Source organism: Pseudomonas sp. NPDC089407, assembly GCF_044900445.1.
GTDB lineage: Bacteria > Pseudomonadota > Gammaproteobacteria > Pseudomonadales > Pseudomonadaceae > Aquipseudomonas.
In genome coordinates, this window is sequence record NZ_JBJDNB010000004.1 from 243645 (window position 1) to 268435 (window position 24791).

At 61.4% G+C, this 24791-nt stretch carries 21 protein-coding genes and 1 pseudogene; 12 read left to right on the forward strand and 10 right to left on the reverse strand.

Annotated elements, in window-relative coordinates:
- Positions 1 to 5 precede the first annotated feature (5 nt).
- Together ACI2KG_RS05470 and ACI2KG_RS05475 are read left to right on the forward strand one after the other, a co-directional pair.
- Positions 6 to 1313 carry a c-type cytochrome gene (locus tag ACI2KG_RS05470; protein WP_404661123.1) on the forward strand — a complete coding sequence of 436 codons (1308 nt, stop codon included), beginning with the start codon at positions 6 to 8 and terminating at the stop codon, positions 1311 to 1313.
- 140 nt (positions 1314 to 1453) lie between these two features.
- Positions 1454 to 2707 (forward strand): amidohydrolase family protein, encoded by a 1254-nt coding sequence (locus tag ACI2KG_RS05475; protein ID WP_404661125.1) that lies wholly within the window; start codon positions 1454 to 1456, stop codon positions 2705 to 2707.
- Positions 2708 to 2778: 71 nt separating this feature from the next.
- Here ACI2KG_RS05475 and ACI2KG_RS05480 read toward each other — a convergent pair whose 3' ends face one another.
- From ACI2KG_RS05480 to ACI2KG_RS05495, 4 genes are all read right to left on the reverse strand, one after another.
- Complete coding sequence (locus tag ACI2KG_RS05480; protein WP_404661126.1) at positions 2779 to 4104, reverse strand: OprD family outer membrane porin; 1326 nt, start codon at positions 4102 to 4104, stop codon at positions 2779 to 2781.
- A 66-nt stretch (positions 4105 to 4170) separates the two neighbouring features.
- The gene (locus ACI2KG_RS05485; protein WP_404661127.1) at positions 4171 to 5475 is read right to left on the reverse strand and encodes an MFS transporter; all 1305 of its coding nucleotides are present in this window, start codon (positions 5473 to 5475) and stop codon (positions 4171 to 4173) included.
- Positions 5476 to 5570: 95 nt separating this feature from the next.
- Positions 5571 to 5936: a M20/M25/M40 family metallo-hydrolase gene (locus ACI2KG_RS05490; protein ID WP_404661128.1), complete on the reverse strand. Its 366-nt coding sequence runs from the start codon at positions 5934 to 5936 to the stop codon at positions 5571 to 5573.
- A gap of 84 nt (positions 5937 to 6020) precedes the next feature.
- A complete protein-coding gene (locus tag ACI2KG_RS05495) occupies positions 6021 to 6776 on the reverse strand; it encodes an amidohydrolase (protein ID WP_404661130.1) in 756 nt (251 codons plus the stop codon).
- A 109-nt stretch (positions 6777 to 6885) separates the two neighbouring features.
- Here ACI2KG_RS05495 and ACI2KG_RS05500 point away from each other — a divergent pair, with 109 nt between their 5' ends.
- Positions 6886 to 7782 (forward strand): LysR family transcriptional regulator, encoded by an 897-nt coding sequence (locus ACI2KG_RS05500; protein WP_404661131.1) that lies wholly within the window; start codon positions 6886 to 6888, stop codon positions 7780 to 7782.
- A 103-nt stretch (positions 7783 to 7885) separates the two neighbouring features.
- Here ACI2KG_RS05500 and ACI2KG_RS05505 read toward each other — a convergent pair whose 3' ends face one another.
- The gene (locus ACI2KG_RS05505; protein WP_404661132.1) at positions 7886 to 8710 is read right to left on the reverse strand and encodes a sugar phosphate isomerase/epimerase family protein; all 825 of its coding nucleotides are present in this window, start codon (positions 8708 to 8710) and stop codon (positions 7886 to 7888) included.
- A gap of 250 nt (positions 8711 to 8960) precedes the next feature.
- Here ACI2KG_RS05505 and ACI2KG_RS05510 point away from each other — a divergent pair, with 250 nt between their 5' ends.
- On the forward strand, positions 8961 to 11096 hold the full coding sequence (locus ACI2KG_RS05510) for a TonB-dependent siderophore receptor (RefSeq protein WP_404661133.1): 2136 nt from the start codon (positions 8961 to 8963) through the stop codon (positions 11094 to 11096).
- Positions 11097 to 11178: 82 nt separating this feature from the next.
- Here the strand turns inward: ACI2KG_RS05510 and ACI2KG_RS05515 are convergent.
- Positions 11179 to 11710: pseudogene (locus ACI2KG_RS05515) on the reverse strand (IclR family transcriptional regulator C-terminal domain-containing protein); the annotation flags it as partial.
- Positions 11711 to 11712: 2 nt separating this feature from the next.
- On the opposite strand from ACI2KG_RS05515, the gene ACI2KG_RS05520 reads away from it, so the two are divergent.
- Positions 11713 to 12054, forward strand: coding sequence for an amidohydrolase family protein (locus ACI2KG_RS05520; RefSeq protein WP_404661148.1), 342 nt, complete (start codon positions 11713 to 11715; stop codon positions 12052 to 12054).
- A gap of 80 nt (positions 12055 to 12134) precedes the next feature.
- On the opposite strand, the gene ACI2KG_RS05525 is transcribed toward ACI2KG_RS05520, so the two are convergent.
- Together ACI2KG_RS05525 and ACI2KG_RS05530 are read right to left on the reverse strand one after the other, a co-directional pair.
- Positions 12135 to 12797, reverse strand: coding sequence for a response regulator (locus ACI2KG_RS05525; RefSeq protein ID WP_404661134.1), 663 nt, complete (start codon positions 12795 to 12797; stop codon positions 12135 to 12137).
- Positions 12794 to 14188, reverse strand: coding sequence for an ATP-binding protein (locus ACI2KG_RS05530; protein WP_404661135.1), 1395 nt, complete (start codon positions 14186 to 14188; stop codon positions 12794 to 12796). Before ACI2KG_RS05530 ends, ACI2KG_RS05525 begins: the two co-directional genes overlap by 4 nt.
- Positions 14189 to 14339: 151 nt before the next feature.
- On the opposite strand from ACI2KG_RS05530, the gene ACI2KG_RS05535 reads away from it, so the two are divergent.
- The 4 genes from ACI2KG_RS05535 (at position 14340) to ACI2KG_RS05550 (ending at position 20608) form a co-directional block, all read left to right on the forward strand.
- Positions 14340 to 15524: an efflux RND transporter periplasmic adaptor subunit gene (locus ACI2KG_RS05535; protein ID WP_404661136.1), complete on the forward strand. Its 1185-nt coding sequence runs from the start codon at positions 14340 to 14342 to the stop codon at positions 15522 to 15524.
- Between the two features lie 10 nt (positions 15525 to 15534).
- Positions 15535 to 18666, forward strand: a complete 3132-nt coding sequence (locus ACI2KG_RS05540) for an efflux RND transporter permease subunit (RefSeq protein WP_404661137.1) — start codon at positions 15535 to 15537, stop codon at positions 18664 to 18666.
- Positions 18666 to 20069, forward strand: a complete 1404-nt coding sequence (locus ACI2KG_RS05545) for an efflux transporter outer membrane subunit (protein ID WP_404661138.1) — start codon at positions 18666 to 18668, stop codon at positions 20067 to 20069. Before ACI2KG_RS05540 ends, ACI2KG_RS05545 begins: the two co-directional genes overlap by 1 nt.
- Before the next feature lie 95 nt (positions 20070 to 20164).
- The gene (locus ACI2KG_RS05550; RefSeq protein ID WP_404661139.1) at positions 20165 to 20608 is read left to right on the forward strand and encodes a winged helix-turn-helix domain-containing protein; all 444 of its coding nucleotides are present in this window, start codon (positions 20165 to 20167) and stop codon (positions 20606 to 20608) included.
- Positions 20609 to 20638: 30 nt separating this feature from the next.
- Here the strand turns inward: ACI2KG_RS05550 and ACI2KG_RS05555 are convergent, their stop codons facing one another.
- Positions 20639 to 21409, reverse strand: coding sequence for an SDR family NAD(P)-dependent oxidoreductase (locus tag ACI2KG_RS05555; RefSeq protein WP_404661140.1), 771 nt, complete (start codon positions 21407 to 21409; stop codon positions 20639 to 20641).
- Between the two features lie 72 nt (positions 21410 to 21481).
- Positions 21482 to 22315 (reverse strand): transporter substrate-binding domain-containing protein, encoded by an 834-nt coding sequence (locus ACI2KG_RS05560; protein WP_404661141.1) that lies wholly within the window; start codon positions 22313 to 22315, stop codon positions 21482 to 21484.
- A gap of 324 nt (positions 22316 to 22639) precedes the next feature.
- Between ACI2KG_RS05560 and ACI2KG_RS05565 the strand changes: the two genes are divergently transcribed.
- The 3 genes from ACI2KG_RS05565 to ACI2KG_RS05575 form a co-directional block, all read left to right on the forward strand.
- Entirely contained in the window at positions 22640 to 23164 is a 525-nt protein-coding gene (locus ACI2KG_RS05565; protein ID WP_404661142.1) for a heme-degrading domain-containing protein, read from the forward strand.
- 81 nt (positions 23165 to 23245) lie between these two features.
- Entirely contained in the window at positions 23246 to 24658 is a 1413-nt protein-coding gene (gene gabP / locus ACI2KG_RS05570) for a GABA permease (RefSeq protein WP_404661143.1), read from the forward strand.
- Between the two features lie 32 nt (positions 24659 to 24690).
- On the forward strand, positions 24691 to 24791 hold a 101-nt coding region (locus ACI2KG_RS05575), incomplete at its 3' end, for a hypothetical protein (RefSeq protein ID WP_404661149.1).

Below are 24791 nucleotides of genomic sequence, written 5' to 3' on the forward strand. Positions count from 1 at the left end.
ACCCGATGAAAAAGAAGAACATATTGACAGCGCTGTCGGTGGTGGCGCTGGCAGGCTTGGGCGTAGCCTTACTGGTCAATGGCAACACGACCGCGGTCAATGTCGCCGATGATCGGGTGGTAGCCGCCGATGCCACGCCCGTTGACGCCGCTACCGCAGCCCGAGGCGCCTACGTGGCGCGGCAGGCAGACTGCGCCGCCTGCCACACGGTGCCAGGCGGCCAAGCCTACGCAGGCGGCTATGGCCTGGAAACCCCATTTGGCACCCTTTATTCGACCAACATCACCCCCGAGCGCAGCACCGGTATCGGCAACTGGACAGAGCGTGACTTCTTCCGTGCGGTGCGCCATGGCCGGCACAAGGACGGGCAACTGCTCTACCCAGCCATGCCCTACAATGCCTACATCAATATCAGCGATGCCGACATGCATGACTTGTGGGCGTACATGCGCACCTTGCAGCCAGTCAGGCAGACAGCCCCAGCCAACACACTCGGCTTCCCCTACAATATTCGGCTGAGCCTGCTCGGTTGGAACCTGCTGCATTTCGACAACAAACCGTTCGTACCGCAGGCTGAACAATCTGCGCAGTGGAACCGTGGCCGTTATCTGGTCGATGGCGCAGGCCACTGCGCCGCCTGCCACACCCCGAAGAACCTCCTCGGCGGCGATACCGGCCAGTACCTGCAGGGTGCCGAGCTGCTCGGCAGCTACGCCCCGGAGATCACCAACGATGCTTATCGGGGCCTGGGCAACTGGAGCAGTGAACAGATCCAGGCTTACCTGAAAACGGGGGCGAACCACCAGGCGATCGCATCCGGGCCCATGGGGGAAGCGGTCGAGTTCTCGACCCAGCACCTCACCGATCAGGACTTGGCCGCCATCGCCGAGTATCTCAAGTCGCTGCCTGGTTCCGGTGCCGAGCCACCGCAGCCCTTGGCCGCCAGCGACCCGGTCATGCAGCGCGGCTCGCGGGTCTACGAGTACAACTGCATGGCCTGCCATAACGTGAAAGGCGAAGGCATCAACGGCATGGTGACCGCCTTCGCCGACAACCCTGGCGTGCGCACGCCCAGCGGTTCGAACCTGATCGCCACGGTGCTCAAAGGCGGCAAGGCAGTGGCGACCGAGCACAACCTGACCGGTGCCGGGATGCCTTCATTCGACTGGAAATTGAATGACGAAGATATCGCCGCTGTCCTCACCTATGTGCGCAACAGCTGGGGTAACGCAGCACCTGCCGTTCAGGCGGATCAGGTAGCGCGGGCCAGGAGCACCCTCGGCGCAGCCATGCAACTGCACACGGAGTATTAAGGATCGCTGTTCACTTCAACGAAAGGATGACACGCATGAAATCATCGATAGTCGCACTTGTGCTGCTGCTCGGCTCACCTTGGCACCTGGCAGCCGCGAAAGAGCCCTCGTCAGCCATATTGATACAGGGGGGGCGAGTCATGACGATGGATCCGACGTTGGGCGATATCGAGCAAGGCGACGTGCTGGTAAGGGACGGCCGCATCGTGGCGGTCGGGCGCGATCTGCAGGCCGCTGATGCACGCCGTGTGGATGCCCGAGGCCAGATCGTGCTGCCAGGTTTCGTGGATGCGCACAACCACCTGTACGTCACGACCATGCGCGGACAATTCAGGAATCAACAAGGCCAGTTCTTTGCCGTCAGCTCGCGCCTGGCGGCGCAGATGACTGCCGACGATACCTACACCGCCATGCACCTGGGCGCGCTGGAGCTGCTCGCCGGCGGCATCACGACTACCGGTGATTTTTTCGACAACGTGCTGTCTGCTGCCCACGGCGAGGCAGGCTTGCGCGCACTGCAGGACGCAGGCATCCGCGCCACGCTGTTCTACGGCGGCCCCGACAAGACCACGCGGCACTCCATTGACCTGAAACAGCTCGAGGCGCTTGCGCAACGGCAGGATGCCGATGCCCTCGTGCATTTGGGCTTGGCGTGGCGCCTGCCCCGCAATCGCGACGACGCCGACAACTGGGCGATGCGTCAGCGCGAGTACGATACCGCTCGACGCCTGAAGCTGCCGATCCAGGTGCATGTCAGTGGTGAAGCAAAGCCCATGTTCGACGCGCTGATCCAACGTGGCTATCTTTATCGCGACCTTACCCTGGTGCACGCCACCGATGCCACGCCGGAACAGCTGCAAGCGCTGGAACGAGCTGACGGTAGCCTGGCCCTGACCCCTGTCAGCGAGCAACGGGTGGGCTATGGCCTGACCCGCCTGGATCATTTCAGCGCCGTGACTCGGCAAGGGCTGGGCATCGACGGCAATGCGCTGGCAGGCAGCGCCGACATGTTCGCCAGCCTTCGCCTGGCGGCCCTGACCTGGAGTGGTGGACTGCGCAGTGAAGCGGCACCGGACCCTCGCGCCCTGTTGCGGCTGGCGACCCACGGCGGCGCCGAGTCACTGGGCCTCAGTGATGAAATCGGCTCGATCACCCCAGGCAAGCGTGCTGACTTGCAGATCATAGCCCTCGACGATGTCAACCTGGCAGGTTTCGCCGGAGGGGATCCGGCGGCGCTGCTGGTGTACTCAGCCCGACCGGAAAACGTGCGCACGGTGATGGTCGGTGGCAACCTCCTGAAACAGAACGGAACGTTACGCGGTATGGACACTGCCCTGCTGCAACGCGCGGCTCAGTCCGCAGCACAATTGGAGGCGCGAGCGCAAAGGCCCTGAATGCCGTTCCCCCGATACGTCAGATTCGCGCCGGGCTGTGAATCAGCTTGCACCCGGCCGGTCCGGCGGGGTCACAGCAATGGTAGGGTATAGGTCAAGAAGGCACGATTGAGATCCTGATTACGCGACAGCTCGCTGTGCGATATCGCGTTGCGCCAACCCAAGCCGACACCTTTCAAGGGCCCGCCCTGAATCACATAGTCCACACCCAGGTCGCGTTCCCACTCCGCAGCCGAGCCCCCACCCAAGGTGTCCGCACCCGTACCCTTGAGGTACATCACCGAGGCCTTCAACCCAACAACCCCGACTGCAGCAAAGTCGAACCCATACTGGGCGAATGCCGTTCGCTCCCCAGCGCGGTTGAAGCCTTGAATGAAACGGTCGGTCAGCAGGTAGGTACTGGCGCCTCCAGCACCTTTGCCTTCGAGGCTGCCCTGGTTGGGCTGGACGAAGTTGCTGCCGCTGGATACCACCTGGTAGCCGATCATCAGTGCATGCCCCGCATGCCGATACTCGCTGCTGATCGACCAGGTCCGGTTGTCGATTTCACCAGTATCGCCCTCGGTATAACCGCCGACGACATATCCGCCGGCCCGACCTGCCGCAGTGCTGTTGGCACCCGATGAGCGCGTGCTGAAGATGCGGGCATCGGTGATCATTTCGCTGGACTCCCCCAGTTGCAGATGATGAATTGCGCCAAAGAAATGCTGCAGATAGTAGTCATCGAGCCTGGCGAAGTAGTACTGCGCCTTGAGTGCATCGTCCACCGCCCAATCTGCACCGCCATAATAGAAGGCGTCAGATTGCCGGGTAGCGCCTGCCACAGATAAACCGGTCCGGTCAGTGGATCCGCGCCCCACCGCGCGGGTAATTCTCCCGCCGGTCAGCAACAGTCGGTCAAAGGCCTCAGAGCTGATTTGCAGCCCTTCGAAGGTTTGCGGCAGCACCCGACCGTCATTGGCCATCAGTACCGGAAGTTGCGGTACAAGCGCACCATAGCGCAGTTCGGTGCTGGCCAGGCGCGCCTTGAACGTGGGCGCAAGGCGTGCCCAGGTCTTCGTGGCTCGACCGTCGTCGCTCGGTATCATCGAGCTGCCAACATGCCGACCCTGCCCGCTATCGAGCGTCACGCCTGCCAGACCCAGAGCGTCGAGCCCATATCCGATGCCGCCAGGTGTGAAACCAGACTGGAATTTCACCACAAAGCCTTGTGCCCACTCTTCTGTCCGGGAAGGGGCACCGGTACCGTCGAGGTTATCGTTTCGGAAACCGAATGTTCTGAGGTTCAGGTTGGCCTTGGCGTCTGCTAAGAAGCCGCCGGGGCCAGGTTCGTCTGCCGGTACTGACGCGCATACAAATGACAGGGCCAGCGTCGACGCTACAGCGAAGCGCATCATTGATTTTCCTTGTTGTTATTGTTGTAGAGGTGCTCATCCACGTCGGCGAGCGAACTGCATGTGAATTCAAAGTCGGTGCCTGGCAAGGATCGCCGCCAGCCCACCGCCCGTGAGCACGATGACGATCATCAGGTAGAACGCCGCGTCGAACCCGCCACTCAGATGGCTACTCAGGCCAATCAATACGGGCGACAGGGCACCGAAGCCGACTGCAACACCATTGAGTACACCAGCAGCGGATGAAATGGACTGGGCCTGCACCAAGCTTTGGAGCAAGGTGAAGATCGCCGGGATCTGCATGGACGACATGCCTATCCCGATTGCAATGGACAGACTGGCCATGTAGCGGTTGTCCAGATGCACACCCAGGTACAACGCCAAGGCGCAAAGCGCCGCCGAGACCATGATGACCGTTGCACTTCGGCCTGAGCGATCGATCAAGACGCCGGCGACTATCTTTGCAACAAGGCCGAATACAAAGGGCAACGCAGAGAGCAGCCCCATCGAGTCCCAGGAAAACCCGCGCGCTTGCTTGAGGTACGTTGGGAACCATGACAACAGCCCCCATGAGAGGATCGAGTTACTGGCCAGGATCAGCATGAGCAGCCAGAAACGGTAATCCACCAGGAAGCCCCTGCTCCCCGCTGAAAGCCTTGGCCCCCTCTCGCCTAGCGTGGGGTCGGCAGTGGCCAGTGCCTGCTCGATGTAGGTCCGTTCGGCGGCATTGACGCGCCGGTGCATCGCCGGCCTGTCGGCGGTCAGCCAGGTGATCAATACCAATGGCACCAGGCTCAGCACAAAGGAAAGATGAAAGGTCGACTGCCACGCGTACAGGCTGACAAAGAGGGTAAAGACCGGCATGGCCAGTGCAGGGGCTATGGACTGGCCAAGCAGCCAGACCGTGTTCGCCCTGCCGCGCTCGGCCGGGGGGAACCAGTGTTTCACCAGGGTGTTCTGCATCGGGTAGTACAAGCCCTCACCGACGCCCAACAGAACCCGGGAGGCCAGCAGCACCCCGAACGATGCTGCCAAACCGCCCATCAGCAACGCTGCACAGATGATCAGATAGGCTGCGATCATCGCCTTGCGCGGCCCCAGGTAATCCCCGAGCGGGCTCAGCAGCACATTCGCCAGCCCGTAGGCGAAAAGAAACGCGCTCATCATCAACCCGATACTGACCGGGTCACCCGCGATGCCCAGGTCTTGCAGGAACTGCTCGTTCGCTGCGATGACGGCCACATTGACCCGGTCAAGGTAGGCAATCGATATGCCCAGAAAGAGGATCGCCAACAAAACGAAGCGCTGCCTCGTCGGTTTTTCCACCGCAGCGTGTGCGGTTGCGGAGCACGTCAACTGGATATTCTTGTTCATTATTATCTCCACGCATTCAAGATGCCGGGCGCACCTCTCCAAGGCCTGAGGAACATCGGCCGGAAAAGGGCGTGCGGGGTTTGCAGGTGTTTCGGTCAGGCGCGCTCAAACCAGCGGCGAGCAAGGCGGTCCCAGAACCGCGCGCCGAGGGACAGGTTCTCGTCGTTGAAGTCGTATTCGGGATGGTGCAAGCCCGCCTCTGCGTGGCCGTTACCGATCCAGCCGTAAGCGCCCGGGACTTCCTGCAACATGAATGCGAAGTCCTCGGAGGTCATTGCCGGCGCCACTTGGGTATCGACCTGGTCCTCGCCGACCATCTCTGCCATGACCTGCCCCATCAGCCGGGCCTGGTCCGCGTGATTGTCCGTCACGGGGTACCCGCCTGGCTTGATGACCACTTCTGCAGTAGCGCCATGCGCCTGGGCCACCAGGCAGGCCAGGCGCTCGATCCCCTCGAGCAACGTACGCTGGACCTGGTTGTCGAGGCTGCGGCAGGTGCCCTGGATGCGCGCTTCGCCGGGAATGATATTGGCCGAGGTCCCCGCCTATACCCGGCCAATGGTCAGCACTGCCGCCTGTAAGGGGTCGACCCTGCGTGAAACCAAGGTCTGTAACTGGGTCACGATGAAACAGGCGACCACCAAGGGATCGACCGTTTCATGCGGCAGCGCGGCATGTCCGCCCTTGCCCTTGACGATGATCCCGAACTGCTGGGCTGCCGCCATGATCGGCCCGACCCGCACCGCCATCTGCCCTTGAGGCAAAGCAGGCCAGTTGTGCAGGGCGAATACTGCCTGGCAAGGGAAGCGTTCAAACAGTTGTTCGTCGAGCATGGCGCGAGCGCCCGCACCGCCCTCTTCGGCGGGCTGGAAGATCAAATGTACGGTGCCATCGAAATCGCGATTGGCCGCCAGCAGCGCTGCGGCGCCGAGCAGCATTGTCGTATGCCCGTCGTGGCCGCAGGCATGCATGCAGCCGGGCACCGCACTGGCATGGTCGAACGCGTTCGACTCTTGAAGGGGCAAGGCGTCCATATCGGCGCGTATGCCGATGGCCGGGCCAGGGTTGGCCGCTGAGCGGCCTTTGCCATACACGCTGGCGACGATGCCGGTGCTGGCAATTCCAGTGACATGAACTATGCCTAGCGAGGTCAGGAACTGACCGATTTTTTCAGCAGTGCGGTGCTCCTGGTAACGGAGTTCAGGATGTCGATGGAGGTCGTGACGGAAGGCACGAAGGCGATCCAGATCCAGGGCGTGATTGTTGTTATGCATATAAGGTCCGCGGCTGATTACGTTCACGAGGCTGGCGGCCGAAGGTTGCCAACACCTCTGTCAGGATGTTAATTAGCCGTGTGTCATGCCGTAAAATACTAAAAATTCATCTCTGCGATGCTCTGAAGGTATAGCTGTGGATCTACGTCAACTACGTTATTTCAGTGCGGTAGCCAAGCATGCGAGCATCAGCATCGCCGCCCAGGAAGTGCATATTGCGCAACCAGCGCTGACTCGCCAGATCCAAGGGCTGGAACAGGAACTGGGCACGCAGCTGTTTACCCGCAGCACTCGCGGGGTCAGCCTGACGGATGCGGGCCGACAGCTGCTGGCCGACGCAAGCAGGTTGCTGGAGGACGTCGAAGCGGCGGGCGAGCGGGCACGCAGAGCGGGCCGTGGCGAGGTCGGGCATTTGTCGATCGCACTGCCGGTCATGCAAAATCTCGCCCCCATGATCGCAGAAGTGCTGAGGTCCTATCGCGCGGAGATTCCTGGAGTGGGAATCACGCTTCATCACCTGCTGTCCGACTTGCAATTGCGTCAGCTGGCAGACGGCCGGCTGGACGCGGGGTTCATGCTCTTCCGCCCCCAGGAAGACCCGTCGCTGGACGGTGTTCCGCTGTTTTCCGAACGCTTGCTGCTTGCCTATCCTGCCGATTGGCAATGGCCCAGAGGCAAGGCACCCGTGGTCCTCAAGGACCTGCAGGAGCTGGATTTTGTCTGGCTGCAGCGCAGCGCTGCACCAGCATGGCATGACCGGCTGATCCACTGCTTCTTTGCTGCCGGCTTCGTTCCAAGGACCAGTGTCCATGGTGTGGATGCTGCTTCTATGTTGACCTTGGTTGCGGCAGGCATGGGTTGCACGGTATTGCCGGAAGGCGCTCGAACGCGGGCGCCAGCGTCTGTCGCCTTCATGCCCCTCGAAGACTTGACGATCCGACAGGAGTGGGAACTGGTATGGCGCAGGGACCGTTGCTCGTCTGTTCTCGAGCGCTTTATCAAAGTGGCGCAGGCCTCGCGTACCCTGCTGTGACGTCTGCTCACCTGCTGACCCACGATCTGCACCGTCTATTGCACTATGCGGCCGTTTCAGTCGTGCAGATACAGGCGCGTGTGCGGGCCAGTAATGAACCCACCTACACCCTGCCGCCCTGGGTCAGGTAGCTGCGCCAGGCGACCACGCTGCGGATAATTTCGCAAGTTAGCCGTTGCTGGTCTTGTGCGGTCTCAGGCGGTGAGCTCGGGGTTCGCTGCGGCAACACCAGCTCGACGGCCACGTCACCCGCAAAGCCTGCCGCGAGCAGTGCATTGCACTGCGCACGGAAGTCGATATGGCCACTGCCGATGCCGCCTCGGCCGGAGTCGGAGATGTGATAAATGGCTGTGTCCGCCGCATGGCGCTCAAGCGTTGCCAGCGGTTCACGCTCGTTGATGTTCATGTGAAAGCTGTCGAGGATCATCCGCAGGTTATCGCCTCCCACCTGACCAATGAGCGCCCGGCATGCTTCGCTGGTGTTCACCAGGGGCAGTTCGTAGTGGTTGCAAACCTCATACAGCGTACGTACGCCTCTTTCGCGCGCATAGCTATCGACAGCCCTGCAACAGGCCAGCAACCGCTGCCATGCGCTTTGCTGATCCGGGCAATCACGCGTCCACAGCGCCAGGCCTTGCAGCGTCAGCGGCACGCAACCGGCATCGACCGCGAAATCAACCAGCTTGCGGTAATACGCTATTGCGGCCTGTTCACTGGCTGCGCCGGGGTCCTCCGGGCCCGCGTTGAAAGGGTCGATGGCAAGGATCTTCAGGCCCGCGGCGGCGGCCGCCCGCCTGAGCTCTACGCCGCTGCAATCGCGAAAATCACCTGCATACTGCAGGGCGTCCAGCCCTAACTCGCTGACTTTGGCCATTACTTCCAATGGCTCAGTCAGGCCCAACGTCCAGGTAACCACTCCAATGTGCATGTAACAGCTCCTACGCCTAAGGCTTCGATCTGTTTTTGGTGTGCACTGACGGCAGAGGTTCCATCCGAGTCGAGCAGCCGCTGGCTTTGATTGCCTCGCAACTGCCTTCAGCGGAACGATTGATAACGGCGCGGTCCATCACGCCATCTAATGCGAATAGATGTCATTGGCAGCGGCATTACTTTCCCAGTAACATCTGCGCGCTCAGCGTCTCAGCACGTTCAACCCCTCGGCGATATATAAGGTTCCAATGAAAGCTCGCACCCCGTTCCAAGGCAGCATGGCGCCGTCCGTTTTCTTCGTTGCGTTATCCGGGGTGTCTGCACTCACCCATGCCGAGGGCGTCGAGCCGACCACAAGCCCTCGACAGCCAGTTGTCGTCGATCTACCCGCAAGCACCATCGAAGGTGCCGCCATCACCGCTGGCGACTCATTCAGCGGTGCACCGGCGCAGGTCGGCAAGACCGAGCGCGCTGTGGCGCTAACGCCGCGCAGCATCAGCGTGGTCAGCCGCGCGCTGCTCGATAGCCAGCAAGCGACCAGCCTTGCCGACGCCTTGAACAACATGCCAGGCGTCACTGCGGGGCAGTACGGCAGGCGCGGTTGGGACGACCTGATCATCCGCGGCCAGGTTGCCTCCGATTCGCTGTTCCTCGACGGACTGCGTACCAGCGCCTCCAACCGCGTCGCCGAGCAGTTGGCAGGTTTCGAGCAGATCGAAGTGCTCAAGGGACCAGCGTCGATGGAGTATGGCCTGGTGTTGCCAGGCGGCGTGGTGAACATGGTGAGCAAGAAACCAAAGGGCGTACCCTTCGCCACCGTGGGTGTGTCGTATGGCAGCCATGATTTTCGTCAGACCACATTCGACGTTGGCACTTTGCTGAACGACAGTGGCAAGGCCGCGGTGCGCCTTAATGGCCTGCTTTCGGACTCCAACGACGCCACCGACCATGTGTGGTTCAAGAACAACTACATCGCCCCGTCGCTGAGCCTGGATCTGGGCCCGGACACCGACTTCACGATTCTGGCCAGCCACCAGGACCGGCAATACATTCGCCAGCAAGGCTTGCCGCTGTCAGGCTCGATCAATGCCAACCCCAATGGCGATATCCCCCGCCACCGGTTCACTGGCGAACCTGGGCAGGACCCATATCACGGGGTGATGAACCGCGTCGGCTACAGCCTGGCGCACCGCTTCGCCAACGGCTGGACGTTCAACCAGAACCTGCGCTGGCAGGCGTTCCGGCTGGATGGCCAACTGGTTTCAAACGCCAAGATGGCCGCCGACAACCGCACGCTCAGCCGTACCGCGCAACAGCAGCATTACGATGGCGATACCCTCAGCTTCGATAACAACCTGCAGCATACTTTCGACAGCGCGTTCGGCTCGCATGACCTCACCTACGGGGTTGACTACATGCGTTCGCGAGAAAGCAACCGCAGCTATACCTGCAAGGTCGGGACGCTCGATGCTTATGAACCGGTATATGGTTCGAGCATCGTCTGCCCTGATACGCCACGGGCCTGGACCGACACCACGGTGCGCATGCTCGGTGCCTATGTGCGTGACAACTACCAGATCACCGACCGCTGGCTGCTCACAGCGGGCCTGCGCCATGACCTGACCGATACCCACAGCCAGAACCACCTGACCGACAGCCGCAGCTCGAACCCTGCCGACAAGACCACCGGGGCGGTAGCGTTGATGTATGAAATTGTGCCGGATGTGCGGCCCTACCTCAGTTACTCGACTTCGTTCTACCCCAACACCGGCACCGACTACCAAGGCAATACATTCGAGCCTGAGTCCGGCGAGCAATGGGAGGCGGGAATCAAGTTCGATCTTGTGCCGGGCAGAGCGCTACTCAACGTGGCAGTGTTCGACTTGAAGAGGCAGAACGTGCTGGAAAGCGATCCAGTCAATGACGGTTACAGCATTGCCATCGGCGAACAACAGACCCAAGGGGCGGAAATCGACTTCAGTGCAGATCTCACCGAACGCCTGAGCCTTATCGCAGGCTACTCCTACACCTGGGCGGTGATTACCGAGGATGGGGGCCAGGCTCAATCGACCGAAGGCGACCGCCTGGCCAACGTACCTCGGCAAACGGCTAACGCGTTTGCCCGCTACCGTTTCAGCGGAACGTCACGGGGCTGGGAAGTAAACGGCGGCATCAACGCAGTGAGCGAACGCTATACCAACGGCTATTACTTGCCGGGCTACGCGGTTGTCAACGTGGGTGTGGGTTACGGGACTGATCACTGGCACGCCGCGGTGAACGTGCGCAACCTGTTCGACAAACAGTATTACGCCGGCGGCCTGGCGCAGGCAGTTGCCCTGGGTGATGACCGAACGGCCATGATGTCGGTCAGTTACACCTTTTGATGCTGAGCACCCACCGCGCGCCGACCAACGTCGATTGGCTGGCGCCGGCGATGCCCCGGTACCGCGATTAGCCAGCCCGCCATCAGCCCGTCGCCTTGCAGCCAAGGCTGCGCATGAGGTCCCGCGCTGTTTCGAAGAACATGTGCTTCAGGTTTTGTGCACTGTCTTCGGTCAAGCGACTGGCGGGCCCGGAGATGACCAGCGCCCCCATGATCTCGCCTTGAGCGCCATAGATCGGCAAAGCCATGGAGGCGGCGTGGGGGTCGGTGGCCCCTTGGGAATAGAAAGGGTCTTGCAGCGCAATGCCTACCTCATACGGCGCGCGCAGGGCTTGCGCACCCGCAGCCTCGTCCATCGGGCGCATATCGCCAGGCTGCATGATCAGCCTTAGCCGATGAGAAGAATTCACCCGATACTGGCACATGCGGTAGGCGCCGTGGCGCACGTAGAAGGAGGCGGTCTCGCCCGACTGTTCAGCCAGGTGATGCACACCGTGGCATAACGTGTCGTTCTAGATCGAGTGCTTCCTGATACACCGCATTCAAGCGCATCACCTCACTCGCCAATTGATAGCGGCCGTCCGCCATGCGCGTGATGAAGCCATGATTCTCGAGCCCTGGGGCATGTCCCCCAGCCCGACGGCCTGAAGTCCGCAGCTTTTGCTTCGCTCAGCCGCCTGATGGAGACCGGGCGGACCTGGGTGAAGCTGTCCGCACCTTACCTGCGCTCAAAAACCGGAGCGCCGGGCTACGCTGATGTCGGTGTAGTCGCCGCCACGCTAATCGGTCGCTATCCGCAACAGATGCTGTGGGGCAGCGACTGGCCACACCCGACGCTTGCGGCCAACCAGAAACCAGATGATGCGGCGCTGCTGGACGTCTTGCTGCAGTGGGCGCCGGATGACATTACCCGGCAGCTGATACTGCGCGAGAACCCGGTCAAGCTGTACGGCTTCTGATAGGCAGGCAGGTCGCCGGGCCATTGCCCGGCGCGCAATGAAACGCCGGCGCTGGCGCAAACATAGGCCGCTAACGACAGCTACTCGAATTCGAGGCTGTAGCCAACCCCGTACACCGAACGCAGCGGGTCATGCGTCGGAGTGATGGCGGTAAGCTTACGCCGCAGGTTCTTCACATGGCTGTCGACGGTACGGTCGGCGACCACCCGGTGGTCCTGGTAAATGTGGTTCATCAGTTGATCGCGCGACAGCACTTGCCCGGGACGCGCCGCCAGGGCCGCGAGCATGCGGAACTCGACCGGGGTCAGCTCCAGCAAGACCCCCTTGTAGCGCGCCTGGAATGCGTGCGCGTCGAGTTCCAGCCCCAGGCTCGGCGGCTGCGCGCCGCTGCGGCGCAGCAAGGCCTTGACCCGCGCCACCAGCTCGCGCGGCGAGAACGGTTTGCAGATGTAGTCGTCAGCGCCCAGTTCCAGGCCGAGCAAGCGATCGATCTCGTCGACCCTGGCGGTCATCATGATCAGCGGCATCTGGCTGAAGCCACGCAGCTCGCGGCAGATGTCCAAGCCATCGCGGCCGGGCAGCATCAGGTCGAGCAGAATCAGGTCGTACCGACCCCGGCGGATCGTCGGGATCACTTGCAGGCCATCGGCTATGTGGTCCACCGTATAGCTCCCCACGCGAAGGTAGTCGCCCACCAGCGCGGCAAGCTTGGGTTCGTCTTCCACCAGCAAAATCTGGCTCATGCATCCTCCCCTGCGACCGGCAAGGCCAGTTCGAGCAGCAGCCCGCCCAGTGGCGAGGCTTTGGCCGTAAGCTTGCCGCCGTGGACCTCGGCGATGCCGCGGCAGATCGCCAGGCCGAGGCCGGTACCGCCGCTCGCGCGGTTGCGCGAGCGCTCGGCCCGATAGAACCGCTCGAACAGACGCGCCAGCGAGGCGCTGTCGACGCCCGGCGCAGTATCTTCACATTGCACCAGCACCTGATCACCTTCCTGGAATGCACGCAAAACGGTATGGCCACCTGCATCGGTATAGCGACGGCTATTTTCCAGCAGATTGTACAGCAACTGGCCCAGGCGCCCTTCGTCGCCCATTACCCACAGCGGCCGCCCAGGCAACTCCAGCCGCAGTTGCAGGCCGCGCTCCGAAAAACTGGCCTCGAAGGCCTCGGTCACCACCAGTAACAGCACGCACAAGTCAATGCGTTCACGTCGATAGGTTGGTCCACCTACTTCAGCCAGTGACAGCTCGAACAGGTCATCGACCAGCTTGCTCAGTGCCCCCACCTCGCCTTGCAGCGAGCGCAGACCGTTACCATCGACCGGGCGAATGCCATCTTCCATGGCTTCAAGTTCAGCACGCATCACCGCCAGCGGCGTGCGCAGCTCGTGGGAAATATCGGCCATGAAGTCGCGGCGCAGCCGCTCGTTGCTCGCCAGCGTGGCGGCCATGCGGTTGAAGTCACCGGCCAATTGCCCCGCTTCGTCTGCCGAACGCACCGGCAGCTGGATTTCATAATCACCTGCAGCAAGGCGATGGGTAGCACTGGCCACTTCTCGGATCGGGCGCAGCAAGGCACGGCTAAGCCACCAGGCGATCACACCTGTGGCCAACAGGCAGGCCAGACCTATCAGCAGGCTGGAGCGCAGCTGGTTCAGCTGGAAGCGGCGGTCTCCCACGCTGGTTACCGACTGCAGCGGCGCAAGGGCCATCCAGCCGACCACCTGTTCCTGATACCTGATCGGGCGCAGCAGCATTTCACTGCTAGGCCCCCTGTAGCCGATGATCGGCCGGCGCCGGGCATCGAGCAGGGCAAAGCGCACGAATGCGCCGGTCAGGTCGGAGACCGTCAGCAAGCTGGGGTCGAACGTCTTGTCGGGCTGGGTATCATCCGGGCGCAGCAGTTCGAACCACTGGTCCTTGTCGCGACGGATGAAATCCCAGCTGCCATTACGTGCATAAGCCTGCTCGACCCGCGGCACGATGCGATCCATGCGCTCCTCGGCTTGCTGGTTGAGGTAGCCGAGAAAGCCATACTTCAAGCTCAGGTACGCGGCGAACACCATGCCCAACACGGCGAAAGTGCAGACCACGAGCATCGCGAAGAAAAACTTGTGCGAAAGGCTGACTTTCATGGCTCCGCCAGTGAATTGAAATTGCCACCATTGAAGCGTGCCAACGCCAGTGCCGCAAGGCGCGCAGGCCAGTCTCCACCGTTTCTGCACATTTGCTGCACAATTCCCGCGCACGCTTGGGCCATCTAAATCAATTGGCTCGGAGCCTGCGATGCATATGTTATTCCACTCCCTGTTCTTGACACGCTCACCTTTGTCCCGGGCGCTCCTGCTGGGCGCCGGCCTGCTTGTCCTGGGGGGATGCGGTGAGGCCGAGACCGCTGTGCCTCCTGCTCCCGTACAGGAGGTGGCGGTGCATGAAGTGACCACCGCCGCCCAGGTCCTGACCACCACCCTGCCCGGTCGCGCCAGCGCCCACCTGGTAGCCGAGATCCGCCCCCAGGTCGGTGGCATCATCCAACAGCGCTTGTTCAACGAGGGCGACACGGTCAAGGCCGGCCAGGCGCTGTACCAGATTGACCCACAGTCCTACCAGGCCACCTTGGCCCAGGCCAAGGCCACCGTCAGTTCGGCCAGAGCCACCCTGCGGGCTGCTGAACTCAAAGCCAAGCGTGATGCGCAACTGGTGAAGCTCGACGCCATCAGTGCCGAAGACAACGAAAGCGCCCAGTCGGCCCTTCTCGAGGCCCGTGCCAGCCTGCAGTCCGCCCTGGCAGAACAGCGCACTGCGCAGATCAACCTCGACTACACCCGCATCAACGCGCCAATCGATGGCCGCACCGCCACCTCCACGGTCACCCCTGGCGCACTGGTCACTGCCGAGCAGACCACGGCCCTCACCACGGTACAGCAACTCGATCCGATCTACGTCGATTTCACCCAGCCGAGCAGCACCTTGCTGCGCCTCAAGCGCGAACTGGCCGAAGGCAAGCTGGCACGCAGCGGGCAGGCGGATGCCGCACGTGTGACCCTGGAACTCGAAGATGGCAGCACCTACGCCCATGCCGGCACCCTCACTTTCAATGGCGTAAGCGTTGACGAAAGCACCGGCAGTGTGACGTTCCGCGCAGTGGTGCCCAATCCAGACGGCCTGCTGATGCCGGGCATGTACATCAAGGCAACGCTGCAGGAAGGCGTACAGAACGACGCCATTTTGGTACCGCAGCAGGCGGTCAGCCGTGACGAGCGCGGTGGCGCCACCGCCCTGGTAGTGGTCGATGGCAAGGTAGAGCAGCGTGAGCTGACCTTGGCCCGCGCGGTGGACAACCGCTGGTGGGTCAGTCAGGGCCTGGCAGCAGGCGACAAGGTCATCATAGAGGGTCTGCAAAAGGTGCGTGCTGGCCAACAGGTGCAGGTGCAGAACAACCCCCTGACCGCCCACAACGACAGTAACTGAGGCCCAGTCCATGGCACGCTTTTTCATCGATCGGCCAATCTTCGCCTGGGTCATCGCCATCCTGATCATGCTCGGGGGGGGCCTGGCCATTTTCGAACTGCCGCTGGCGCAATACCCCAACATCGCTCCGCCGCAGATCAGCCTCAACGCCACCTACACAGGCGCGTCGGCCAAAACCATGGAGGACTCGGTGACCCAGGTCATCGAACAGCAGATGACCGGCCTCGACGGCCTCACCTACATGTCCTCCACCAGCAGCTCGTCCGGCAGCGCAAAAATCACCCTGACCTTCGAGGCCGGCACGGATGTAAACACTGCGCAAATGCAGGTGCAGACCAAGCTGGAGCAGGCCAAGGCGCGCCTGCCCGATACCGTGCAGCAGCAGGGTATCCAGATCAACAATTCGGCCAGCGACTTTCTGATCATCGTATCGCTGGTGTCGGACAATCCTGATGTGACCGCCACCGACATCAGTGACTTCATCTCCAGTACCCTGTATGACCAGATCAGCCGGGTCAGCGGTGTCGGCGACGTGACCACACTCGGTTCGAGCTACGCCATGCGCATCTGGCTCGACCCGGACAAACTCAAGCAATTCGCGCTGATGCCCTCGGATGTCAGCAGCGCGCTGGAAGCGCAGAACGTCGACACCTCGGCCGGCCAGTTGGGCGCCCTGCCCGCCCGCGCCGGCCAGCAGCTCAACGCCACCATCAACGCCCGCAGCAAGCTGCAGACCGCCGCCCAGTTCCGCGACCTGGTGCTCAAACACAACAGTGCCGGCGCCGTGGTTACCCTGGCCGACGTGGCCCGGGTAGAGCTGGGCAGCGAAAGCTACGACGTGGTCGCCGAGCACAATGGCCGGCCTTCCGGCGGCCTTGCGGTGAGCCTGGCCACCGGTGCCAACGCATTGGACGTTTCTGAAGCGGTGCAAGCCAAGTTGGCCGAACTGGAACAGTTCTTCCCTGGCAAGCTGCAACTGCGCAGCGAGGTGGCCTATAACACCGCGCCGTTCGTGAAGATTTCCATCGAGGAGGTGGTCAAGACCCTGTTCGAAGCCATCGCTCTGGTGGTGCTGATCATGTACCTGTTCATGCAGAACCTGCGCGCCACGCTGATCCCCGCCATTGCCGTACCGGTGGTGTTGCTCGGCACCTTCGGCGTGTTGGCAATGCTCGGCTACTCGATCAACACGTTGACCATGTTCGGCATGGTGCTGGCGATCGGCTTGCTGGTGGACGACGCCATCGTGGTGGTGGAGAACGTCGAGCGCATCATGGCGGAAAAAGGCCTGGCGCCGCGTGAGGCGACCCGCCAGTCGATGGGCGAGATCAGCGGCGCGCTGATCGGTATTGCCGTGGTGCTTTCGGCAGTCTTCATCCCGATGGCCTTCTTCGGCGGCTCAACCGGGATTATCTACCGTCAGTTTTCGGTAACCCTGGTAGCGGCCATGGCCTTGTCTGTCCTGGTGGCGATGACCCTGACACCGGCCCTGTGTGCCACCCTGCTCAAGCCGGTGACGGCCCACGGTTCACCGCAGCGTGGCTTCTTCGGCTGGTTCAACCGCACTTTCGACCGCACCTCGCAGCGCTACCAGCGCGGTGTCGGCAAGGTACTCGCGCGTCCCCTGCGCGGCCTGCTGGTGTACGTACTGCTGCTCGGCGGCGTGGCGCTGGTGTTCCAGAAGCTGCCCACCGCGTTCCTGCCCGAGGAAGATCAGGGCATGCTGATGATGCAGATGACCCTGCCGGTGGGCGGCACCGACGAACGCCTGCAGGCCGTCAGCCGCCAGGTGCAGGACTACATGCTGCAACAACCGGAGGTGGCGTCGATCCTGACGGTGCGTGGCCTGGGTAACGGTGGTAACGCCCAGAACTCGGGGCGCGGCTTCATCAAGCTCAAGGACTGGAGCGAACGCCAGGGCGACGAGCACAGCGCCACAGCGGTGGCGCGCCGGGCCAACATGGCGCTGTCGAAGATCCTCGATGCCAATGTCTTCGTCATCGCCCCGCCGGCCATTCAGGGCCTGGGCCAGAGTTCCGGCTTCGACGTGCAGTTGCAGGACTTGGCTGGCCTCGGTCACGCCGAGCTGCTCAAGGCCCGCGATCAGTTCATTACCTTGGCAGCCAAGGACGCGCGCCTGGCCAACGTGCGTGCTCAGGGGCTGGAAGACACGCCCCAGCTCAATGTTCACATTGACGACCCCAAGGCTGGTGCCATGGGTGTTTCCGCCAGCGATATCAACGACACCCTGAGCACCGTGATGGGCGGCAGCTACGTCAACGACTTCGTCGACGCCGGGCGGGTGAAAAAAGTCTACCTGCAGGGTGAGGCGGACAAGCGCATGCTGGCAGAGGATATCGGCGCCTGGTACGTGCGCAACGACAGCGATGCCATGGTGCCGTTGTCGGCATTCACCAGCACCTCATGGAGCACCGCCTCGCCACTGCTGGAGCGCTTCAATGGCTTTGGTTCCTACGAACTGGTAGGTGAGCCGGCCAGTGGCGTGAGCTCCGGCGACGCCATGTCAGCGGTCGAGCAGATCATGGCGCAATTGCCTGACGGTATCGGTTACGCCTGGACCGGGCAGTCTTACCAGGAGCGCATGGCGGGTAACCAGGCCCCCTTGCTTTACGCCATTTCGATCCTGTTCGTGTTCTTGTGCCTGGCGGCGCTGTACGAAAGCTGGTCGGTGCCCTTTGCGGTGATGCTGGTGGTGCCGGTGGGTATCCTTGGCGCGCTGGTGCTGACGGGCCTGCGCGGCCTGGCCAACGATGTCTACTTCCAGGTCGGGTTGTTGACCACGGTGGGTCTGGCAGCGAAAAACGCCATCCTGATCGTCGAGTTCGCCAAAGAAGGATACGAGCGTGGCCAAGACCTCATCACTGCCACCCTGGAAGCGGTGCGCATCCGCCTTAGGCCGGTACTGATGACGTCGCTTGCGTTCATCCTGGGTGTGCTGCCGCTGGCGCTGAGTAGCGGAGCCGGGGCCGGTGGACGACAGGCGATCGGTACCGGCGTGCTGGGTGGCATGCTCGCCGCAACCGTGCTCGGCCTGTTCTTCATCCCGTTGTTCTATGTACTGGTACAGCGCTTGGCCGGCCGACGCGCCAGCACTGTCGATACTGTTGCAGGAGAAGCTTGATGCGTCTGTTCCCCCTTTTGCTGGCGCTGGCCCTCACTGGCTGCGTCAACCTCGCTCCTGACTATCGGCGCCCGGCAGCACCGGTAGCCGAGCAGTGGCCAACCGCCACCGGCGCAACCACCGCAAGCGCTGATATCAGCTGGAAATCGCTGTTCACCGATGCCCGCCTACGCGACACCGTGGCGCTGGCGTTGACCAACAACCGCGACCTGCGCGTGGCTGCCTTGAATGTCGAGTACCAGCGGGCGCAGTACCGTATCCAGCGCGCCGAGCTGTTTCCGGCAGTTTCGGCAACTGCCGACGGTACCCGCCAGCGCAGCGTGACCAACGGCAGCTCGGCGGTCAGCAGCCAGTACAGCGTCGGCCTTGGCGTCAGCAGCTATGAGCTGGACCTGTTTGGCCGCCTGGGCAACCTCAAGGACGCTGCGCTGGAGCAGTACCTTTCGCTGGAGCAAACGCGCCGCAGCACGCAGCTCAGCCTGGTAGCCGAAGTCGCGACGGCCTGGATGACCTTGGCCGCCGACCAGCAACTGCTGAAGCTGGCCAATGACACCTATGCCAGCCAGCAGAAAACCTACACGCTGGTGCAGCAGAGCCATGGGCTGGGCGGCGAGTCCGGGGTGAGCCTGGCGCAAGCGCGCAGTACAGTCGAGTCCGCTCGGGCCGATGCGGCCAATTATGCCAGCCAGGTCGAGCAGGACCGAAACGCGCTCGAACTGCTGGTGGGCCAACGCCTGAGCGACGCGCTACTGCCAGGCGACCAGCCATTCGATACCACACTGCTGGTGGGCGTACCGCAGGGCCTGCCCTCAAGCCTGCTGCAGCGTCGCCCGGACGTATTGGCCGCTGAACATACCCTGAAGGCGGCCGATGCTGATATCGGCGCGGCCCGGGCTGCGTTTTTCCCGAGCATTACCCTTACCGCCAGCGGCGGCAGCGCCAGTAGCGAGCTGTCCGGGTTGTTCAAAGGTGGCAGCGGCGCTTGGAGCTTCGCCCCCTCGATCAACCTGCCGATCTTCAACGCAGGCAGCAATCGGGCCAGCCTGGATGCAGCCAAGGTCAACAGCGAAATCGAAGTGGCGACCTACGAGAAGACGATCCAGACCGCGTTCAGCGAAGTGGCCGATGCGCTGTCAGTCCGCGCCCACATCAATGAGCGGCTCGATGCCCAGCGCAGCCTTACCGAAGCCACCGACACCGCTTACCAGCTTTCGCTGGCGCTCTACAAGCAAGGCTCGGACAGCTTCCTGGATGTGCTTGACGCTCAGCGCACGCTCTACTCAGCGCAGCAATCGCTGATCAGCCTGAAGCTGACAGAACAGACCAACCGGGTGACGCTGTACAAGACACTCGGCGGTGAATGGCAGTCCGCCGCAAGTGGTAGTGGCGAGCAAGGCCGCTAGGTACCTGAAGGCGAGCGTTCGTCAAGACCCGTCGAAGATCTGTACGGCGGCCCGCTCGAAAATTAACCAAACCGTACAATTGTACTCAGCACTGCATGCATTATAAAATTCTTGCTTTCAGTATTGATATCGGCGGCTTGGTGGTGAACGGCATACGGCGGGTTTTTGAGCGCTCAGCGCTGGCGGGTACGGATGAAGCGCTGCGGCTTGATTCGTCAAGATTCGAAATTTACTGCAACGGGGTATCGCATACCCTCAAGCCGACCCCCTATCGCCTGATGCAGTTACTGGTTCAGAACAGCGGCCAAATTGTCAGCCGGAAAGCGATCTACAGAGAGATATGGGGATATGAGTTCGATCCGGGGACCAAGTTGATCGAAGTGCAGGTTCACTATCTAAGAGGCGTGCTGTGCAGACTGAGGTCCGTTTTCGAGATCAAGACATACAGAGGCAAGGGCATTTGTCTTCAGGCATTGGATCAGCAACCTTGCTCAACTCAGGCCCCGGTGCCGGCGAAAGGTCCGTCTGAGAGGCTTTGAAGGTGCGCCCCCAGGACGCACCGGGTTCGCTCAGCGGATATAGCTGCCACCGTTGACGTCAAGGGTAGCGCCGTTCAGCGAGGCTTGAGACGGTCGCAGCGTAAACGCGACAAGCTCGGCAATTTCAACCGGGCTGGCCATACGCCCGACCGGAATATCCGAAACAGCTGCGGCCTCGCCATATTGTGCGATGTACTGCTCCGCCATATCGGTACGCACCCATCCTGGCGCAATGGCCACAGCTACCACACCCTCGCCCGCTACGCTACGGGCCAACGATTTTGTCAGGTTGATCAGGGCCGCCTTGCTAGTACCGTATGGCAGTGCATCAGCTGCGTAGCCACGTTGCGCCGCACGGCTTGCCATGTTGATGATTCGGCCACCTCCATGCAACCGGTAGTGGGCCACTGCTTCACGGCAAAGATCCGCTGCGGCGAAGAAATTCACCTGGAACTCGCGCCGCCACGCTTTGCGCCATTCAGCAGACGCCGCCTCCAGCGGTATCTCGGTACGGATCCCTGCATTATTGACCAACCCATGAATCCGCCCGCCACACACGTCCAGCGCGGCTTGCCACAGTTGCTCGGGACCGAACTCATCACTCAAGTCACCTTGAACAATCCAGCCCTTGCCGCCGATACGGTCCAGTAGCTTCTGAGCGCCCTGCGCATCACGGCTGAAGTGAATCACCGGCCGAGCTCCTTCGGCAGCCAACTGCTCGACGATGGCAGCGCCGATGCCACCCGATGCTCCGGTTACCAAAACAGTCTGCCCTGCCAGAGGGCGTGTCAGGTCACTCATGGTGCTCACCTTCCTTTGCTGAAAATCGATATGGGCCGCTCGCACTTTCGGCGAGCGGCCATCTTGCTTCTACTACTTGGTTGCATTCGCCTCAACGGAGGCCTTATCTACCAGCTGTTGAATCTCACCGGTGTCCCGACGCTGGCGCAGGTAGATATTCAGCACTTCGAGGTCAGCTGCTGAAATATCCCGACGCACGCCGAAGGAGACACCCTGTTTGGCCAGCGCAGGCTTTGGCAAAATTTCGCGTGTCCAGTCTGGGTTCGCCAGCGCGAAAAGATGGTTTGTGTCACTGGCATCGACCAGCACATCGGCGCGCTTGGACATCACCGCCAGACGAGCCTCGTCCATGCCAGGCAGGCGCATGATCTTGCCGTTGCGAATCACCGAGGAAATGGCCTTGTCCTGTGCGGTACCGGACATTACAGCGAAGGTCACTTCGGGCTTGTCGAGCGCAGAAATGTCCTCTTTTACCTCGGCGACCTTGGGGTTGCTCTTGTTGACCAGGAGCGACACCTGATAGTCGGTTGCAGGAACCGTGAAGGCAACGGCCAAGGCCCGCTCGGGGGTCTGATTCAGTGCCATCGCCAGGTCCCACTTGTTGCTCTGCAGCCCAGCCACCAAGTTGTCCCAGTTGGTATCGACGAAGGACACCTTCACCTTCAGCACCTTCTCGCCAAAATCGCGGCACAGGTCTACAAAATAGCCGCTGTACTGACCCGTCTTGGCGTCGCGCATTACATAGGGCGCGGCCACCGCCGCACCACAGCGCAACTCACCTGCCTTTTGAATATCTTGCCAAACAGACGGCTCCGCCGCGTGGGCAGTGGACTGAGCCAGCAGTGCGCCGCACAGGCTTGCGCCAACGAAGAGACCTTTCAGATACGACGGGACCGGAAGAACCATTTCACACCTCACTGATATTCATTGTTTTTTGGCAGGAAGGTACGGCAGCTGCTGCATGCGATTTTGTGTGCATGACTGCATTCACAATAAAAACTATGCTGGAAGCTGTCAACTACCTCCAGCGCTGGCGACGTAACCGGCAAATACTGCATGAAGGCTAGAAATGGCGGATGCTGGAACATTCAGCGCTTCGCCTGATTATTGGTGAGCGAGTTCGCAACATTGCGTGAGAATAAATGGATTTAACTCAACAATGCTTTCACCCCAAGCTTTTGTGATCTGTAGGGTCCGCGCGAGCAGCGGACCGCTGAATGGAGGTCGACCATGAGCCTGAACGATGAACTGGCACTTTTGATTCGCCAGGAAGAAACCCTCCAATTCCCACGTTTCAACGAGGAAACGGCTTGGCAACTGGGCAGCCTTCTGTACCAGCAGGCAACTGCCGAGTCGTGGCCGCTAGTGATTGATGTGAGGCGCTTCGATCGGCCCCTGTTCTTCGCCGCCAGGGCCGGCATCACATCTGACAACCTCGCCTGGGTGGCCCGCAAGAACAACACCGTCCAGCGCTTCCTGCGCAGTTCTTATCGAATTCGTTACCAGCTGGCCCTGGAAGGCCTGGACATTAGCGAGCGCTATTTCCTTTCACCAGCCGAGTACGCAAGCGTCGGTGGCGGCTTCCCAATCATCGTTCGCGGCACAGGTGTCATCGGCTCGGTAACGGTTTCCGGCCTGCCTGATCGGCAGGATCACCAAATTATCGTCGACGCGCTCTGCGAGCTGCTCGGCCATGCCCCAGACACGTTGGCACTGACACCACAGTGCCCGTTCCAGAAGGCAAGCGTGCGCTAGCGCTTGCCCCCACCGCACGACGTCACTCAGTGCGTTGGGGCCTTGCCTGTTGTACGGATTAGAACGCTCCAAGAACAAATAATGAGTCTATCCATGTCAAATACATCACTCGCTCCCGGCCTTAAGCAGCGCCATGTCACCATGCTGTCGATTGCCGGCGTCATCGGTGCAGGCCTGTTCGTCTTCTCAGGGCATGCCATTGCCAAGGCCGGTCCGGCCGTTATCCTGGCCTACATCTTTACTGGCGCGCTTGTCGTGCTGGTCATGCGAATGCTGGGCGAGATGGCCGTCGCGTCCCCGGATACCGGTTCGTTTTCAACCTATGCCGACCGGGCGATCGGCCCTTGGGCCGGCTTCAGCATCGGCTGGCTGTATTGGTGGTTCTGGGTACTGGCCATTCCATTGGAAGCCATTGCTGCAGCGAACATCGTTCATACGTGGGTGCCGGCCATCGACACCTGGATCACTGCCATGGCCGTGATCGTGTTGCTGACGTGCTCCAACTTCTTCAGTGTTGCCCGTTACGGTGAGTTCGAGTTCTGGTTTGGCCTGATCAAGATTGTCGCGATCATCTCCTTCATTGCCCTGTGCGCAGCCGCACTCATGGGGTTGCTACCCAATCGTGAGGTCAGCGGCATCGGACAGCTGATGGCCGAGCACGGTGGCTTCGCACCGAACGGATTATCAGCAGTCATCGGCGCCATGCTGACGACTATGTTCAGCTTCATCGGCGCCGAAGTGGTCACTATCGCGGCAGCGGAATCCAAGAACCCGGCCCGCCAAATCACCCGCGCCACCAATTCGGTGGTATGGCGCATCTGCGTCTTCTACCTGCTGTCGATTCTGATGATTTTGTCCGTGGTGCCTTGGGACGACCCTCGCCTCCCAGAGGTTGGCTCGTTCCAGCGGGCGCTGGAGATCATGAATATCCCCAACGCTAATCTGCTGATCGATATCGTCGTACTGCTGGCGGTCGCCAGTTGCATGAACTCGCAGGTATATACCGCCTCGCGCATGCTCTATTCGCTGGCCAAACGCGGTGATGCACCACGGTTGTACAAGTACACCACTAAGGCGAATGTGCCGCTTGCAGCGGTGGTAGGCTCGACGGTGATCGGCATTGCGGCAACCTTTGTCAATTACTTCGCTCCCGAAAACGTCTTCAAGTTCCTGCTTTCCACCTCCGGTGCTGTTGCCCTGCTTGTCTACCTGGTCATCGCCATCTCGCAGCTGTGCCTGCGCAAGAAGCTGATTGCCGCGGGCAAGACGCCGGCGTTTCGCATGTGGCTGTTCCCGTGGCTGACCTGGGCAGTGATTCTGTTCATCAGTGGGGCACTGATCGGCATGTTCTTCATTCCCGCCTATCGCTCGGAGATCACAGCGACCGGGCTCCTGGCCGTGATGATCATCTGCCTTGGCCTGATCCACCAGAGAAGGACTCATGCCTCTGGCACCCAGAATCACGAACACCGTGCTGCGCTGTCTGAGCGATGAGCGTGTCTGCAATGTCTACTGGAGATTCAAACGTGGTTGAGTACGTAGTTTCCCTCGATAAGCTCGGCGTCCATGATGTAGAGCATGTGGGGGGCAAGAACGCATCCCTGGGCGAGATGATCAGTAACCTCGC